Genomic DNA, 15,408 nt, shown 5'->3' with positions numbered 1-15,408 from the left:
GGCACACAGTGTACCTTGTACTGGTAATCATTTTCAATAAGGTGGGAGTGCGGATGCTGCCGGTGACCCTGCTGACCGGTGTCGACGAGGGATTCCGAGGTGCCGTGGGTGCGAACCTGCTGGCCGCCGCGGGTTCCACCGGCGTCCTGATCGAGTACGACGTGAGCGACCTGCCGAGTGGCGCGGTCGTCCGGATCGCGCGGACGGCGGCCGGGGTGATCGACCAGGAGACGATCCGGATGGGGCACCCGTGCGTGTCGTGTGCGATGCGTGGATCGCTGGTGCAACTGCTGAACAGCATCGCCGCCGTCGACCGGTACGGCGTTGCGATCGTGTCGGTGCCCGGTGCCGGGGACACGCAGTCGCTGGCCGAGGAGATTGCCCGCGAGGACGAGCTGCGGGTCGATGTGGTGATCGCGGCGGCCGACACAGCGACCGTGGTCGACGACCTCACCGGCGACCAGTTCATCCAGGATCGTGGGATCGCGACCGCAGCCGAGGACGGTCGCGTCATCGCGGAGGTGGTTGCACGTCAGATCGAGTACGCGGACGCCGTCGTACTGAGCACCGAAGACGCGACCGCAAAAGCTTTGATCCAGGCGATCAACCCGCAGGCCCGCGTGCAGACCACGCCGGCGGGGCTCCTCGCCGTACGGCTGCATGATCCGGACGCAGCCGAGACCCGCACCGAGCCTGGCTCTATTACTGCACCACTGAACGACGATGGCGCCGTACAAACTCTCGTTTGGCAGTCCGAGCGCCCGTTCCATCCCGAGCGGCTTTACGAGGTGCTCGAGGATCTGGTGACCGGTACGGCGCGCGGCCGCGGAACCGTCTGGATCGCGACCCAGCACCGCAATCGCCTGAGCTGGGACAGCTTCGGCACCAACATCTCCATCGGCGTACTGGGTCCGTGGCTGGCGGACCTCCCCGCCGACCGCTGGACCGGTGTCGGTCAGCAGCACCAGGCCCGGTCGGCACTCGTCTGGCACCCCGAGTACGGCGACCGGGCGTCGTACCTCTCCATCACCGGCGTCGGTCTCGACACCCGGGAATTAACGGCACGCCTCGACGGTTGTGTCCTGCGTGCGGACGAAGCGGTTCATCCACTGACCGACCCGTTCGCCCCTTATCTGGAAGGAAGTAGTGCAGCATGAAGAAAGACATCCACCCCGACTACCGCCGGGTCGTCTTCCGGGACAAGTCCGGCAACTTCAGCTTCCTGACCGGTTCGACCCGCGCGAGCACCGAGACGATCGTCTGGCACGACGGGAACACCTATCCCGTCGTCGACGTGGAGATCTCGTCCGCCAGCCACCCGTTCTACACGGGTAACCAGCGCGTGATGGACACCCAGGGCCGCGTGGAGAAGTTCAAGAAGCGTTACGGCCAGCTGTAACCACAAGCAGCGCAAGGGCTCACCCGGGGCGGGGTGGGCCCTTTCGCTTTGCCCGGCCGATGACGTCTCGGATTTCAGACATCGATCCAGGCGCGGCGCTTACTCCGACGGCGTGGGCGGTCTCACACTGGGGCAATGGAGCCGGTGGAGCTGTCCGGGGGTGGGTTGGCGCCGTTGGAAGCCGTCGCATTGGCGCAGCGGCGGACCGCGGTGCGGCTGGGTGACGACGCGCGGAAGCGGATGCACGAGTCGGCCGTGGCAGTCGCCGAGGTGGCGAGTCGCCGGCCCGTCTACGGGCGAACCACCGGCGTCGGCGCGAACCGCGACGTCCTCACCTCGGACCCTGAGCACGGCGCGCGCCTGCTGGGATCACACTCCACGACCGGTACGACGTCGTACCCGAAGGACGTCATTCGGCTCGGTCTGCTGATCCGGATCAACCAGCTGGCCTCCGGTGGCTCCGGTCTCGAACCGGCGGTCGCTGACGCGATCGTTGCCCTGCTCAACGATGACGAACTCCCGGACCTGCATCGCGGTGGCGCGATCGGTACCGGCGACCTCGGGCCACTCGCGGAGCTGGGGCTCGCCCTGGGTGCTGTTATCGACGGCACCAGCGCGCTGCCGTTGCTGTCGAGCAACGCACTCACGCTTGCCGAATGCTGCCTCGCGTACGTCGAGGCGGCCACCCTGATCAACGTCGTACCCCTGGTCGGCGCACTCTCGCATGTCGCCCTGCGCGGCAATTCCGAGGTGTACGACGTCCGCGTCCACGAGGCCCGTCCGCAACCGGGCCAGGTCCGGGTCGCCCGCCGGATGCGCGGCCTGCTGGACGGCCTCCCGCTCCCGCCGGCGCGGATCCAGGACCCATTCGGCCTCCGCGCGTTCGCCCAGGTACTCGGCCCGGCCGTCGACCATGTGGATGCCCTAGGCAACAGTCTGCGGATCGACATCAACGCCTCCGCGGAGAACCCCCTGGTGGCCGGCGACACCGTGCTGCACAACGGCAACTGGCACGCGATGCCGATCGCCCTCGCCCTCGACTCGCTCCGCCTCAGCCTGCACAGCGTCGCGACGCTCTCGACGTCCCGTGTCGCCAACCTGGTCGACCCGGACTTCACCGGCCTGAGCCGCTTCCTGGCCAGCGGCGCCGAGGCCAGCTCCGGCGTGATGATGATCGAGTACGTCGCCCACGACGCCCTGGCCGCCGTCCGATCGTCGGCCCAGCCGGCCACCCTCGGTACCGCCACCCTGTCCCGCGGCGCCGAACACCACGCCAGCTTCGCGCCCCAAGCCGCCGTACTGACCGCCCAGCTCCTGGACGCCCTCCGCGAAGTCATCTCCTGCGAGCTAGTCACCGCCGTCCGTGCCATCCGCCTGACCGGCCTCACCCCCGACGACCTTGCCCCCGCCGCCATCGCCCCCTGGCTCACCGACGCCCTGGCCGCCCTCCCCGACGACTTGACCGACCGCTCCCTCCGCGAAGACCTCGAAATAGCCCGGGGCCTCCTCACCCAATGGGGCGACCGCCAGGTAGAACACCCCGCCGAATCCGCCTGACCGTCGCTAACGACAGGTAGTAGTCGTATACGTAGACCGCCGCGCCCGCCTGAAGCCGCCGCACAAACGTCGCCGCAGCCCTGTACCTCCTGTCGTTAGCTACAGCTGGACGAGCATCTTGCCGGTGTTCTCGCCGCGGAGCATGGCGAGGAAGGCGTCGACCGTGTGCTCGAAGCCGGTCACGACCGTCTCGTCGGAGACCACCGCTCCCGACTGCAGCTGGGGAGTCAGGAAGTCGATCAGTTCGGGGCGGAGGTCGAGGTTGTTCCGGACCAGGAAGCCTTCCAGCCGTAGCTCCTTGCCGACGATGTCGAACAAGTTGCGTGGCGCGACCGGCGAATCACCGTTGTACGTCGAGATCGCGCCGCACCACGCGATCCGGCCACCCGGCTTCAGTACGTCGATCGCCGCCGCGAGGTGCTCTCCGCCGACGTTGTCCAGGTACAGGTCGATTCCGTCCGGCGCCGCCGCGGCCAACTGCTCGACCAGCGAACCGTCGCGGTAGTTCAGCGCCGCGTCGAATCCCACCTCGGTCGTCAGCCACTTCGCCTTCGCGGCAGATCCGGTACTCCCGATGATCCGGCCGACCCCGAGCAACCGCGCGATCCGGGCGGCCGCTGTACCGACACCGCCGGCCGCGGCCGAGACGAACAACGTCTCCCCAGACTGCAGCTGCAGAACACGCTTCAGACCGACGTAGGCACTGAGCCCGGTCCCACCGAGGATCCCCAAGTGCGCGGAGAGCGGTACGCCGGGCACGGGGTCGATCCGGCGGCTGTTCGAAGGCGTGACCACTGCATGGGTCCGCCAGCCCTGGGTGTGGAACACGATGGTGCCGACGTCGTACGCCGGGGTCAGGCTCTGCGCCACCCGGCCGAGCGCCCGGCCCTCGCCCGCCGCCCCGACCGGCCACCACTCGGCCGAGTCCATCATCTCCCGCATGTACGGGTCGACGGACAGCCAGAGGTTCTCGACCAGCGCCGTACCAGGCAGCAGTTCGATCGGCGGCGAGGGGACGATCTCGAAGTTCGACGCGGTCGGGAAGCCGGTCGGACGGGACACCAGGCGGATCTCTCTCATACCGACCAGCGAACGGCAGCCGGCGGACCCGGCACCAGAAAGTTAGCCTATGCCTTAATGATCACCTACCGGCTCGGCGTCGACGACCTCGCCGGCATGCGCTTCGCCTGCTCGCCGCTGCTCGAAACCGCGACCAGTCTGTGGGCGCTGACCGACCCGGCCGCCCATGTCCTGCACCTGCCCTGGATTCGGCGGACCCACCTGCTCCTCGAGAACCATCCGGACCGCGAACTCCTGCTGGCTCTGGTCACCCCAGAGCTCCAGTGGTTGCCGGACTTCCTGACCCCGCGTCCGTCGTCACCCCTGACCGACATCGCCGACGAGCTCGCCCAGATCCGCCGCACCCCACCCCGGCAAGCAGCAGCCGACGTGATCCGCGCGTACGCCGGCCGACCGCTCCCTGCCGTCCTCGACGACCAACCCCGCCGCCTGCGCGATCGCATCTGTACGGCGATCGCCGCCTACTGGGAACTCGCCATCGAACCGCAGTGGCCGCGGATGCGGTCCTTGCTCGAAGCCGACATGATCCACCGGGCCCAAGTCCTCGCGCGGGAAGGCGCTGCCGCCGTACTGACCGGCTTGGATCCGAGCGTCGAGTGGTCGAACGGGCGATTGCGCTTGCGGATCTCGTCGTACCAGCTGAGCTACGAGAGCGATGTGAGCGGCCGCGGTCTCTGGCTGGTCCCGACGCTGTTCGCCAAGCACACGATCGGCCCGCTCGACCCCGATGGTCCGCCGACCGTGGCCTACCCGGCGCGCGGTATCGGCACGCTCTGGGAGAGCCGGCCGGCGCCAACCCTCAGCGCTTTGGCCGACCTGCTCGGTAGCCCGCGGGCCGACTTGCTGACGGCCCTCGACACCCCGACATCCACGATCGAGCTGGCTCGCCGCCGGCAGGTCAGCCCGAGCGCGATCTCGCAGCACCTCGCGACCCTGCACGCGAACGGCCTGGTCGCCCGAGCCCGCGCCGGCCGCGTCGTCCTCTACACCCGCACCGAGCTGGCCGACCGCCTGATTCACAACCGGTTGTAGGCCTTCAGCGTTCGCAGCGCACCAACCGTCACGATCCCCCGATACTCCAGTGTCGCCGCCTGCCCCGGCGGTTCCCAGGTGATGGCCCAGCCGCCGTCGGGTTGCTGGTCTGCGACCAGGCGGTCGAGGTGTGCGTCCAACTGCTCCGACGTGAACAGGCCGGCCCACACGCTGTCCGGGGTCGGCGCGAGCTGCAAGGGCGTCACGCCGTACGACGGATCGGCGGCATCTGCACGGTAGTGCGACAGCTTGGGGAGCCAGTCGCGGATCCGCTCGAGGTCGATGTCGCCGGTGTGCTCCAGGAACTCCAGCGCCTCGTGCAGCGAGTGCGCGTCAGTCGGCAGACCGTCCCGCAACTGGGCGGCGCACCACGAGCCGGCCAACGAGCGCCACGGGTGCTCGACGCCGAGTTTGTGCAGCCGGCCAACGAGACCGGCGGTCGGGTTGAGCCCCGGCTCATAGGTCCACTCGCTCATATGTGAGGCGCGCGGATAGTTCTCGATCACCGGCGATGCCATCGCCACCGCGCCTTCAGGGGTGGCCACCGAGGCGAGCCAGTCGACCGCCCTGCGGATCATCACCTCGTCCCGGGCGCCGGCCGCCAGCAGGATGTCGAACGCGGTCTCGACATCGAGTCCGAGGCTGTCCGGACACCGCTTGTCCGGTTCCAGCCCGTGGCCGAAACCACCGTCCGCGTTCTGGTAGCCACGCAGCGCGTCGACTACCCCAGACGCGTCGGACCCGGCGAAGACGGTGTCGAACAACCGGTTCTCGACCAGCCGGGCCTCGCGTCGTACGAAATCACGACCTGCGGTGAAAATATCCATACCGACAGGTTCCCGCACCCCAAGCCCGGCTGTCTTGAACGAATCGGACGTTCAGGCTTCCGGAGCCCAGCCGACGGCCTCGATCCAGAAGCGGGCGAGGAATCCACCAGGTTCCTCGGACCAGTTCTGCCAGGCTCGCTCCATCTCGTCGACCTCGGCGCCGGTGGCGATGTTCAGCTCGACGATCTGGTCGCGCTGACCGGACATCAGGCTCGCCGTGAAGGTGCCGACACCAGCGACCTCTTCCGGGGTGCCGTGATGAACGACTCGCGCATAGCTCTCGCAGTTGACGAAGCCGGCCTCGACGAGCAGCGAGCGCAACTGCTTGCCGACGAACGGCGACGTACCGGCCCGCAACCGGCGCATCACCTCAAAAGATGCCTCTAGCAACGGATTCGTCGGGTAGAGCAGCTGACCGTCCCAGTCGGCGTCGACGAAACCGACCACCGCACCAGGGCGCGCTACCCGGCGTACTTCGCGCATCACAGCGAGTGGGTCGGGCAGGTGTTGCAGCATCGCGCTGGAGAAGACCGCGTCGAAGGACCCGTCCTCGAACGGAAGCCCTTTCGTCACATCACCTTCCACCAGGGTGACCGTGTCTGCCCCTTCAGGCAGACCGGGATGAAGATCGAAGCCGGTCGTCTGGCCCGGGTGGACTCGCTCGGCCAGCCCGACCGTGATGGAGCCCGGACCGCAACCGAGGTCGAGCAGGCTGATCCCCGGCCGCAGATGCCTTGTAAAAAAGGCGGCGTGGGTATCAGCGGTACGTTTCGCGTAATTGACCCGTGGGTCCCCCGTAGTAGTCACGGCTCGAAACGGTAGCCCATCCCGGGTTCGGTCAGCAGATGTTTTGGCCGGGCCGGATCAGCTTCGAGCTTGCGTCGCAGCTGACCCATGTAGAAGCGAAGGTTTCCACTCGCGTTCTCGTACCCGGGCCCCCAGACCTCGGTCAGCAACTGGCGTTGCGCCATCAGCTTGCCCGGGTGCCGGACCAGGACCTCGAGCAGATGCCATTCCGTCGGTGTCAGCCGGATGTCCTCACCGGTCTCGAGTGTGACCCGCTTCGCGGCCAGGTCCACGCGGATCCCACCGACAGTGACGACAGGTTCATCCTGAGCAGGATTGCTTCGCCGCAGTACGGCGCGCATCCGCGCCAGCAGCTCGTCGATTCCGAACGGCTTGGTGACGTAGTCGTCCGCCCCGGCATCCAGCGCCTCGACCTTGTCGGTCTGATCGGTCCGCCCGGACAGCACCAGGATCGGCGCCTCGGTCCACCCGCGCAGCCCACGAATCACGTCCACCCCGTCGAAGTCCGGCAGCCCGAGGTCCAGGATCACCAGCTCCGGCGGATGTTGCGCCGCCACCTTCAGCGCCGCCGTACCGGTGCCGGCCAGATGCACCTCGTACCCGCGCGCCTTCAGGTTGATCTGCAACGCCCGCACAATCTGCGGTTCGTCATCAACTACCAGAACTCTAGTCATCAGAAGAGGTCCCCGTTCGTTCCCGCGTTCCAGGCACCGGTACGTCGGCGGTGGCAGCCGCCGGCACCGAGACCACCATCGTCAACCCGCCACCAGGTGTGTCCTCCGGCTGCACCGAACCCTGCATCGCCTCGGCCAGGCCCCGGGCCAGCGCCAGGCCAAGCCCCACCCCGACCGTGTTGTCGGTGTCGCCCAATCGCTGGAACGGCGCGAACACCCGATCCCGATCCTCGCGCGGAATCCCCGGACCCCGGTCGATCACCCGGATCTCGACCGTGTCGCCGAGCGAACTCCCGGTCACGAGCGGCCCGCGCTCCGGCGGCGAGTAGCGCAGCGCGTTCGCCACCAGGTTCGCGATCACCCGCTCGATCAGCGCCGGGTCGGCCTCGATCAGCGGCAGTGTGTGCGGGATGTCGACGACAACCCGCTCACCGTCGTCACCGAGCTCAGCCAGTACGCCGGGAATCACCTCGTCAAGCGCCATCGGCCGCGTGAACACAGGCAGTACGCCGGCTTGCAGGCGACTCAGATCCAGCAGATTGTCGACCAGCCGGGACAGGCGATCGAGCGACTCGTCCGCGGTCTCCAGCAGCTCGGCCCGCTCGGAATCGCTCCACTCCACGTCATCGCTGCGCAGCGAAGTCACCGAGGCCTTGGCCGACGCCAACGGCGATCGCAGATCATGACCGACCGCCCGGAGCAACGCCGTACGGAGCTTGTCCGCCTCGGCCAGCGGCTTCGCCTCCGCGGCAGCCTCTTCCAGCCGCTCCCCGTCGACCAGGGCGGCGGCGTACAAGGCCATCGCTCCGACCAACCGCCGCTCGTCCGCGGCGAGTTGGCGACCTTGCAGCACCAGGACGAGGTCGTCGCGGGCCGGTACCTCGGCATCGCCTTCCTCGGGACGGCCGCAGGTCATCGTTCCGGCTGAGGCCAGCGGGCGCCAGACCTCGGTCAGTTCGTCGTCGTCCACCCGCTCCATCAGGCACGCCCCGGTCATCCCGAAGGCCTCGCGAACCCGTTCGAGCAAGGCAGGCAGCGCGGTCTCGCCGCGCAGCACGGAGCCGGCCAAGGTCGACAACGTCTCCGACTCGGCAGCCGACCGGGCCGCTTGTCTGGTACGGCGGGCAGCCCGGTCCACGACCGAACTCACCAGCGCCGCGACCAGCACGAAGATCGCCAGCGCGAGGGCGTTGTTCACCTCGGCGATCGTGAAGGTCTTGGTCGGCGGAGTGAAGAAGTAGTTGATCACCAGCGATCCACCGACCGCGGTGACGAGCGCCGGCCAGAGCCCGCCGACCAGCGCAACCACCACCACGGCGAGCAGGAAGGCCAGTACGTCGCTCGTCAGATTCAGCTGGTCGCCGCCGAGAGCCAGCGCCAGCGCCAAGACCGGCTGCAGCAGGATCGACAGCACGAACCCCTGCACCTTCCGCCGCCGCGACAGGCTCCCGCGCTGCCGCGGCAACCGCCCGCGCCCCATCTGCGAGTGCGTGACGATGTGTACGTCGATATCGCCCGAATCGCGGATCGTCGACGACCCGATCCCCGGCCCGCTCAGTGCCGACCACCGCGACCGGCGCGAACCACCCAGCACCAACTGCGTGGCGTTCTCGGCCTTCGCGAACGTCAGCAGGGCGGCCGGAACATCGTCCCCGACCACCTGGTGATAGGTCCCGCCGAGCGATTCGACCAGACTGCGTTGCTCGGCCAGCCGCTTCGGGTCGGCGCCGGTCAATCCATCGGAGCGAGCGACGTGGACAGCGAGAAGATCCCCGCCGGCAGAGCGAGCGACGATGCGGGCAGCGCGCCGGATCAGGGTCTCGCCTTCGGGACCACCGGTGAGGGCGACCACGACCCGCTCCCGAGCCTCCCAGGTCGAGTCGATGTCGTGCTGAGCGCGGTACTGCTGCAGCCCCGCATCCACCCGATCAGCCAGCCAGAGCAGCGCGAGTTCACGCAGTGCCGAGAGATTGCCGACCCGGAAGTAGTTGCCCAAGGCAGCATCGATCTTGTCGGCTGCATAAACGTTGCCGTGGGCCATCCGGCGCCGCAACGCCTCCGGCGTCATGTCGACGAGCTCGATCTGATCCGCCGCCCGAACCACACGGTCCGGCACGGTCTCCTGCTGCGGTACGCCGGTGATCTTCTCGACCACGTCGTTGATCGACTCGAGGTGCTGGATGTTGACCGCCGAGATCACGTCGATCCCGGCGGTCAGCAGCTCCTCGATGTCCTGCCAGCGCTTCTCGTTCCGACTGCCCGGCACGTTCGTGTGCGCGAGCTCGTCGACCAGCGCGACCTCAGGCCGGCGGGCCAGCAGCGCATCCAGATCCAGCTCGGTGAAGCTGGCACCGCGGTAGTCGACGATCCGCCGCGGTACCAGTTCGAGTCCTTCGAGCATCGCCGCGGTGTGCTCACGGCCGTGGGTCTCCACGAACCCGATCACCACATCGGTGCCCCGGGCCAGCCTGCGCTGCCCCTCGCCCAGCATCTTGTAGGTCTTCCCGACACCAGGCGCGGCGCCGAGATAGACCCTGAGCTGGCCACGTTTCATACTGTGATCATGCCAGCGCCGCATTGAGCGTGACGACATTGACGTAGGGCTCCCCCAGGAAACCGAGCGCGCGACCGTGCGTGTTCTCCTGCACCAACTGCTGCACCTGCGCCACGGACAGCCCACGCTCCCGCGCAACCCGGTTGACCTGCAGAGCGGCGTACGCCGGACTGATCGCCGGATCGAGCCCTGACCCACTGGCCGTCACCGCGTCCACCGGCACCTGCTGCTCGCTCACCCCTTCCAGCGCCGCAACCTGCTTCCGGCGCTCCTCGATGAGCTTCAGCAGCTCGGGGTTGTTGGGCCCGTACTGCGACGCCGCGCTCGCCTTCCCGTCGTACTTGGCCGCCGACGGCCTGGTGTGGAACCACTGTGCGCCTTCGTACGACTGGCCGATCAGGTCGGAAGCGACCTCCTTGCCGTTCACCTTCACGATCGAGCCGTTCGCGTTGCCGTGGAACAGCAACTGCGAGACCCCGGTCATCACCAGCGGATAGGCGATGCCGAGCACCACCGTGAACACCAGCAGCACTCGCGCTGCCACCCCGAACTGCCTCATCACGTGACCTTTCACCGAAGACCGGGGATCAGCGAGATCACCAGGTCGAGAAGCTTGATTCCGACGAACGGCGTGATCAGCCCACCGACGCCGTACACGAGCAGGTTGCGGCGCAGCATCGCCGAGGCCGACGACGGCCGGTAGCGCACACCACGCAGCGCCAAGGGGACCAAGGCAACGATCACCAGCGCGTTGAAGACGATCGCGGAGACGATCGCCGTCTCCGGCGAATGCAGCTGCATGATGTTCAGCTTGTCCAGCCCCGGGTACGCCGCCGCGAACAGGGCCGGCAGGATCGCGAAGTACTTGGCCACGTCGTTCGCGATCGAGAACGTGGTCAGCGATCCCCGGGTGATCAGCAACTGCTTGCCGATCTCAACGATCTCGATCAGCTTGGTCGGGTTGGAGTCCAGGTCGACCATGTTGCCGGCCTCCTTGGCCGCCGACGTCCCGGTGTTCATCGCGACCCCGACATCGGCCTGCGCGAGCGCGGGTGCGTCGTTGGTCCCGTCACCTGTCATCGCGACCAGCCGGCCGCCTTCCTGCTCCTTCTTGATCAGCGCCATCTTGTCCTCGGGCGTCGCCTCGGCCAGGAAGTCGTCGACCCCGGCCTCCTCGGCGATCGCCTTCGCGGTCAGCGCGTTGTCACCGGTGATCATCACGGTCCGGATGCCCATCGCGCGCATCTGGTCGAACCGCTCCCGCATCCCGGCCTTGACCACGTCCTTGAGGTGGATCACGCCGAGCGCGCGGGCAGCACCGCCGGCCGCCTCGGCCACGACGAGCGGCGTACCACCGGAGGCCGAGATGCCGTCGACGATCTCACCGAGCCGAGGATCCGACGTACCGCCGTGGCTGTTGATCCAGTTGCTGACGGCACCGGCCGCGCCTTTGCGAACCTGCCTGCCATCGACGTCCACGCCACTCATCCGCGTCTGCGCGGTGAACTCGACAAACGTTGCCTGCGGCAACTCGCCGGTATGACGTTCGCGCAGACCGTACCCGTTCTTCGCCAGTACGACGATCGACCGGCCCTCGGGCGTTTCGTCGGCCAGGCTGGACAGCTGAGCCGCATCGGCCAGCTCGGTGTCGGTCACGCCGGCGACCGGGATGAACTCGGCTGCCTGCCGGTTCCCCAGCGTGATGGTGCCGGTCTTGTCCAGCAGCAAGGTGTTCACGTCCCCGGCTGCCTCGACCGCGCGGCCGGACATCGCCAGCACGTTGCGCTGCACCAGCCGGTCCATCCCGGCGATGCCGATCGCGGACAGCAGCGCGCCGATCGTGGTCGGGATCAGGCAGACCAGCAGGGCCACCAGGATCACGACGCTGAGGTGCACGCCGCCGTAGTTCGCGAAGGTCGGCAGGGTGACCGTGGCGATCAGGAACACGATCGTGAGGCTGGCCAGCAGGATGTTCAGCGCGATCTCGTTCGGCGTCTTCTGCCGGGCGGCACCCTCGACGAGCGCGATCATCCGGTCGATGAAGCTCTCACCGGGCTTGGTCATGATCTTCACGACGATCCGGTCCGACAAGACCTTGGTCCCGCCGGTGACCGCACTGCGGTCGCCGCCGGACTCGCGGATGACCGGCGCCGACTCGCCGGTGATCGCCGACTCGTCGACGCTCGCGACACCCTCGACGACGTCACCGTCACCCGGAATGATCTGCCCGGCCTCGACGACCACCAGGTCACCGAGCTGCAGCTGGGCGGCCGGAATCTCCTCTTCCGTCGAGCCGTCTCCGGTCAACCGACGCGCAGTCGTCTCGGTCTTGGCCCGGCGCAGGGTCTCGGCCTGGGCCTTGCCCCGGCCCTCGGCCACGGCCTCCGCCAGGTTGGCGAAGATCACCGTGAGCCAGAGCCAGACCACGATCCACCACACGAACACGCTGGGGTCGGTGAAGGCGATCACTGTCGACGCGACGGCACCGACCTCGACCACGAACATCACCGGGTTCTTCACCATCACCCGCGGATCGAGCTTCCGCAGCGCATCCGGCAGCGAGGTCACCAGCATCGTCGGATCGAACAGACCCGAGGGTGCCTTCTTCTCGACCGACTGCTGGGGCGCAGGGGCCTGGGTCAGGGTAGTCACAGTCCCTCCGCGAGGGGTCCGAGGGTGAGTGCGGGGAAGTAGGTCAGGCCGGTCACGATCAGGACGACGCCGACCAGCATCGTGACGAACAGCGCCTTGTGGGTGGGCAGCGTGCCCTGGGTGACCGGGACCGGTGTCTGCCGGGCGAACGAGCCCGCCAGCGCGAGGGCGAGCACGATCGGCAGGAACCGTCCGAGCAGCATCACGATCCCCAGCGCCGTGTTGTAGAAGGGGGTGTTCGCGCTGAGGCCGCCGAACGCAGACCCGTTGTTGTTACCCGCCGAGGTGAACGCATAAAGCACCTCGGTGAACCCGTGCGGGCCGCCGGTGTTGAAGATCGAGGCCCGCGCCGCGGCCAGGCCCATCGCGATCGACGCACCCACCAGTACGACGGTCGGTGTCGTGAGGATGTACAGCGAGACGAGCTTCATCTCGCGCGCAGTGATCTTCTTGCGCAGGTACTCCGGAGTCCGGCCGACCATCAGACCAGCGATGAACACCGTCAGTACGGCGAGGATCAGCATGCCGTAGAGACCAGTACCCGTCCCACCCGGTGAGACCTCACCGAGCATCATGTGGAAGAGCGCCGTACCGCCGCCAAGTGGCGTGAACGAGTCGTGCGCCGAGTTCACCGCACCGGTCGACGTACCGGTGGTCGAGCTGGCGAAGAGCGCGGAGGCCCACTCGCCGAAGCGGGTTTCCTTCCCCTCCAGCGAATTGCCACGCACCTCGAAGTACGTCGCGGAGAAGGTGAAGGCCGCCCAGAGCGTGCCCATCACGCCGAGGATCGCGTACCCCTGCCGCTTGTCTTTCACCATCAGACCGAAGGTCCGGGTCAGGCTGACCGGGATGAGCAGCAGCAGGAAGATCTCGAAGAGGTTGGACAGGCCGTTCGGGTTCTCGAACGGGTGCGCAGAGTTGGCGTTGTAGAAGCCGCCGCCGTTGGTGCCGAGCTCCTTGATCGCCTCCTGGCTGGCCACCGGGCCGCCGGGGATGGTCTGCGCCTGGCCGACCACCGAGGTGACCTCGTGCCCACCGGAGAAGTTCTGTACGACGCCCATCGCGACCAGCGCCAGTGTCCCGATCACCGCGATCGGGAGGAGCACCCGCAGTACTGTCCGGGTCAGGTCGACCCAGAAGTTGCCGAGCCGGTCGGTCTTGGACCGGGCGAACCCGCGGATGACCGCGATCGCGACGGTGATCCCGACCGCGGCGGAGAGGAAGTTCTGTACGGCGAGGCCGGCGAACTGGACCAGGTGGCCCATCGTCGCCTCGGGTGAGTACGACTGCCAGTTCGTGTTGGCGACGAACGATGCCGCCGTGTTGAAGGCCAGTCCGGACTCGACGTTCGGCAGGCCCAGCGACAGTGGCAGGTGACTCTGCACCCGCTGCATGATGTAGAGCAGGACCAGGCTGACCGTGGAGAACGCGATCAGCGACCGGGCGTAGACGGCCCAGGTCTGGTCGGCCCGCGCGTCCACACCGAACAGCCGGTAGGCGCCCCGCTCGACCCGCAGGTCGGACTCGGAGGTGTAGACCCGGGCCATGTACCCGCCGAGCGGCCGGTAGACCACGGCCAGGCACGCGACCAGGAAGCCGGCCTGCAACAGACCGGCGGCGGTGTCGGACATCAGAACCTCTCGGGGAAGATCAGGGCGGCGACCAGGTAGAGGACCAGAGCCACGGCCACCACCAGGCCGGCGATGTTCTCGGCGCTCACAACTTCTCCACTCCACGCAGCGCGCACCAGACGGCCGCGAACACGACGACGGTGACGGCCAGGTAGATCACGTCAGCCACGACTGCACCTCACATTGCTCATGGCTCCACTGCACACCGCTCACTGCCTGGTCAGGAGGCTTCTCACAGCTCTCTCACACCCGCCGACAGCTCTCTCACGCGTCTCTCTCATACTTACGCGTGGCATCGTAAGCTCCACCGCCCCACCGATTTGAGGAAGAACCGCCAGTGACTGATTTGGACACCACCGCCCCCGCCGAGCAGTTCTTCTCCACCGAGAGCCGCGAGGCCCTCGCCGAGGCCAGCCGCAAGCTCGCCGAGCGCCTGCAGGCCCACACCGAGGCCCTGCTCGCGATGAACGGCACCGAGAACCACGAAACCCTCGACGAGCAGAACGCCGCGCTCGAGGAGCTCGTCGCCGACTGGAACGACGCCGTCTTCGAGCACACCGGCACCACCCCGCTGCTCCTCGACGAGACCGAGGACCCCGACGCCGAGGACGACACCGAGGAGGACCACGTGATCAGCGTCGTCTCCCGCTTCGACCTGCGCGTCGTCGACCTCGACACCCTCCTCGAAGCCGGCCGCGCCGCCCAGGAACGGCACCCCGCCGAACTGGAGGAAGGCGGCGAGGCCGACCCCGTCGAAACCGCCGAACAAGCCATCTTCGAGATCAGCCGCGAGGTCGGCGAAGCCTGGTTCGAACTCCCCGGCATCGAAATGCTCGCCGGCGCCCGCGCCTACGTGGTCCCCGAGGCCCCCTTCGACCCCCTCGACCCCGACGCCGAAGACATCACCACCGAACTCTCCGCCCCCAACGGCATCCCCACCCACGCCGAGTCCTGGGCCTGACAGCAAGAGATTTGAAGAACAAGAACCAAAGAAAGAACAAGTACAAAGATGTGAATTGAGCACGCGGGTGGTTGAGGCGGCTGGTTGTGCGAAGCGTCGCGAACCAGCCGCTCCCGGGAGCTGAGCTTCCTCTGATCCGCGCAAGGACAGAACGTGTAGGTCCACCAGCCGTCGCCGCAGGCTCAGCGCTGCTGGCCGGGTGACTTTGGCCCCATATACGTCCTGTCCGTCGGG

Annotated in this window: 14 protein-coding genes; 5 read left to right on the top strand and 9 right to left on the bottom strand. The window is 67.7% G+C overall.

The window, feature by feature from the left end:
- The first annotated feature begins 53 nt into the window (after positions 1-53).
- The 3 genes from ACFCV3_RS26475 (at position 54) to ACFCV3_RS26465 (ending at position 2,956) form a co-directional block, all read left to right on the top strand.
- Positions 54-1,157 carry a CobW family GTP-binding protein gene (locus ACFCV3_RS26475; RefSeq protein ID WP_376034167.1) on the top strand — a complete coding sequence of 368 codons (1,104 nt, stop codon included), beginning with the start codon at positions 54-56 and terminating at the stop codon, positions 1,155-1,157.
- Entirely contained in the window at positions 1,154-1,399 is a 246-nt protein-coding gene (locus tag ACFCV3_RS26470) for a type B 50S ribosomal protein L31 (protein WP_376034165.1), read from the top strand. Before ACFCV3_RS26475 ends, ACFCV3_RS26470 begins: the two co-directional genes overlap by 4 nt.
- A gap of 135 nt (positions 1,400-1,534) precedes the next feature.
- Entirely contained in the window at positions 1,535-2,956 is a 1,422-nt protein-coding gene (locus tag ACFCV3_RS26465; protein WP_376034163.1) for an aromatic amino acid lyase, read from the top strand.
- Between the two features lie 99 nt (positions 2,957-3,055).
- Here ACFCV3_RS26465 and ACFCV3_RS26460 read toward each other — a convergent pair whose 3' ends face one another.
- The gene (locus tag ACFCV3_RS26460; RefSeq protein WP_376034161.1) at positions 3,056-4,036 is read right to left on the bottom strand and encodes an NADP-dependent oxidoreductase; all 981 of its coding nucleotides are present in this window, start codon (positions 4,034-4,036) and stop codon (positions 3,056-3,058) included.
- A gap of 57 nt (positions 4,037-4,093) precedes the next feature.
- Between ACFCV3_RS26460 and ACFCV3_RS26455 the strand changes: the two genes are divergently transcribed.
- Positions 4,094-5,068: a DUF5937 family protein gene (locus ACFCV3_RS26455; RefSeq protein WP_376034159.1), complete on the top strand. Its 975-nt coding sequence runs from the start codon at positions 4,094-4,096 to the stop codon at positions 5,066-5,068.
- Here the strand turns inward: ACFCV3_RS26455 and ACFCV3_RS26450 are convergent.
- From ACFCV3_RS26450 to kdpF, 8 genes are read right to left on the bottom strand one after another with little or no spacing between them, the layout of a single operon-like run.
- Positions 5,053-5,895 (bottom strand): hypothetical protein, encoded by an 843-nt coding sequence (locus ACFCV3_RS26450; protein WP_376034157.1) that lies wholly within the window; start codon positions 5,893-5,895, stop codon positions 5,053-5,055. The genes ACFCV3_RS26455 and ACFCV3_RS26450 overlap by 16 nt on opposite strands.
- A gap of 51 nt (positions 5,896-5,946) precedes the next feature.
- The gene (locus ACFCV3_RS26445) at positions 5,947-6,702 is read right to left on the bottom strand and encodes a methyltransferase domain-containing protein (RefSeq protein WP_376034155.1); all 756 of its coding nucleotides are present in this window, start codon (positions 6,700-6,702) and stop codon (positions 5,947-5,949) included.
- Positions 6,699-7,376: a response regulator gene (locus ACFCV3_RS26440; RefSeq protein ID WP_376034153.1), complete on the bottom strand. Its 678-nt coding sequence runs from the start codon at positions 7,374-7,376 to the stop codon at positions 6,699-6,701. The genes ACFCV3_RS26445 and ACFCV3_RS26440 overlap by 4 nt, the downstream gene beginning before the upstream one ends.
- Positions 7,369-9,930 (bottom strand): DUF4118 domain-containing protein, encoded by a 2,562-nt coding sequence (locus tag ACFCV3_RS26435; RefSeq protein ID WP_376034151.1) that lies wholly within the window; start codon positions 9,928-9,930, stop codon positions 7,369-7,371. The genes ACFCV3_RS26440 and ACFCV3_RS26435 overlap by 8 nt, the downstream gene beginning before the upstream one ends.
- Positions 9,931-9,937: 7 nt before the next feature.
- Complete coding sequence (kdpC, locus tag ACFCV3_RS26430; protein WP_376034150.1) at positions 9,938-10,489, bottom strand: potassium-transporting ATPase subunit KdpC; 552 nt, start codon at positions 10,487-10,489, stop codon at positions 9,938-9,940.
- A gap of 11 nt (positions 10,490-10,500) precedes the next feature.
- The gene (kdpB, locus tag ACFCV3_RS26425) at positions 10,501-12,519 is read right to left on the bottom strand and encodes a potassium-transporting ATPase subunit KdpB (RefSeq protein WP_376034234.1); all 2,019 of its coding nucleotides are present in this window, start codon (positions 12,517-12,519) and stop codon (positions 10,501-10,503) included.
- 59 nt (positions 12,520-12,578) lie between these two features.
- Positions 12,579-14,213 (bottom strand): potassium-transporting ATPase subunit KdpA, encoded by a 1,635-nt coding sequence (gene kdpA / locus ACFCV3_RS26420; protein ID WP_376034148.1) that lies wholly within the window; start codon positions 14,211-14,213, stop codon positions 12,579-12,581.
- The gene (kdpF, locus tag ACFCV3_RS26415) at positions 14,213-14,302 is read right to left on the bottom strand and encodes a K(+)-transporting ATPase subunit F (RefSeq protein WP_131363646.1); all 90 of its coding nucleotides are present in this window, start codon (positions 14,300-14,302) and stop codon (positions 14,213-14,215) included. Before kdpF ends, kdpA begins: the two co-directional genes overlap by 1 nt.
- A gap of 248 nt (positions 14,303-14,550) precedes the next feature.
- Between kdpF and ACFCV3_RS26410 the strand changes: the two genes are divergently transcribed.
- Complete coding sequence (locus tag ACFCV3_RS26410) at positions 14,551-15,174, top strand: hypothetical protein (protein WP_376034145.1); 624 nt, start codon at positions 14,551-14,553, stop codon at positions 15,172-15,174.
- Positions 15,175-15,408: the final 234 nt, after the last annotated feature.

This window comes from Kribbella sp. NPDC056345, assembly GCF_042262745.1.
GTDB lineage: Bacteria > Actinomycetota > Actinomycetes > Propionibacteriales > Kribbellaceae > Kribbella.
This window is presented reverse-complemented; position numbering and strand designations above follow the sequence as displayed.

What these genes read in the sequence shown, in the direction of transcription:
- ACFCV3_RS26465 (WP_376034163.1), top strand. Translation starts at nt 1,535, where the DNA reads ATGGAGCCGGTGGAGCTGTCCGGGGGTGGGTTGGCGCCGTTGGAAGCC.
- ACFCV3_RS26435 (WP_376034151.1), bottom strand. Translation starts at nt 9,930, where the DNA reads ATGAAACGTGGCCAGCTCAGGGTCTATCTCGGCGCCGCGCCTGGTGTC.
- kdpC (WP_376034150.1), bottom strand. Translation starts at nt 10,489, where the DNA reads ATGAGGCAGTTCGGGGTGGCAGCGCGAGTGCTGCTGGTGTTCACGGTG.
- ACFCV3_RS26440 (WP_376034153.1), bottom strand. Translation starts at nt 7,376, where the DNA reads ATGACTAGAGTTCTGGTAGTTGATGACGAACCGCAGATTGTGCGGGCG.
- ACFCV3_RS26460 (WP_376034161.1), bottom strand. Translation starts at nt 4,036, where the DNA reads ATGAGAGAGATCCGCCTGGTGTCCCGTCCGACCGGCTTCCCGACCGCG.
- ACFCV3_RS26450 (WP_376034157.1), bottom strand. Translation starts at nt 5,895, where the DNA reads ATGGATATTTTCACCGCAGGTCGTGATTTCGTACGACGCGAGGCCCGG.
- kdpA (WP_376034148.1), bottom strand. Translation starts at nt 14,213, where the DNA reads ATGTCCGACACCGCCGCCGGTCTGTTGCAGGCCGGCTTCCTGGTCGCG.
- ACFCV3_RS26470 (WP_376034165.1), top strand. Translation starts at nt 1,154, where the DNA reads ATGAAGAAAGACATCCACCCCGACTACCGCCGGGTCGTCTTCCGGGAC.
- ACFCV3_RS26455 (WP_376034159.1), top strand. Translation starts at nt 4,094, where the DNA reads ATGATCACCTACCGGCTCGGCGTCGACGACCTCGCCGGCATGCGCTTC.
- ACFCV3_RS26475 (WP_376034167.1), top strand. Translation starts at nt 54, where the DNA reads ATGCTGCCGGTGACCCTGCTGACCGGTGTCGACGAGGGATTCCGAGGT.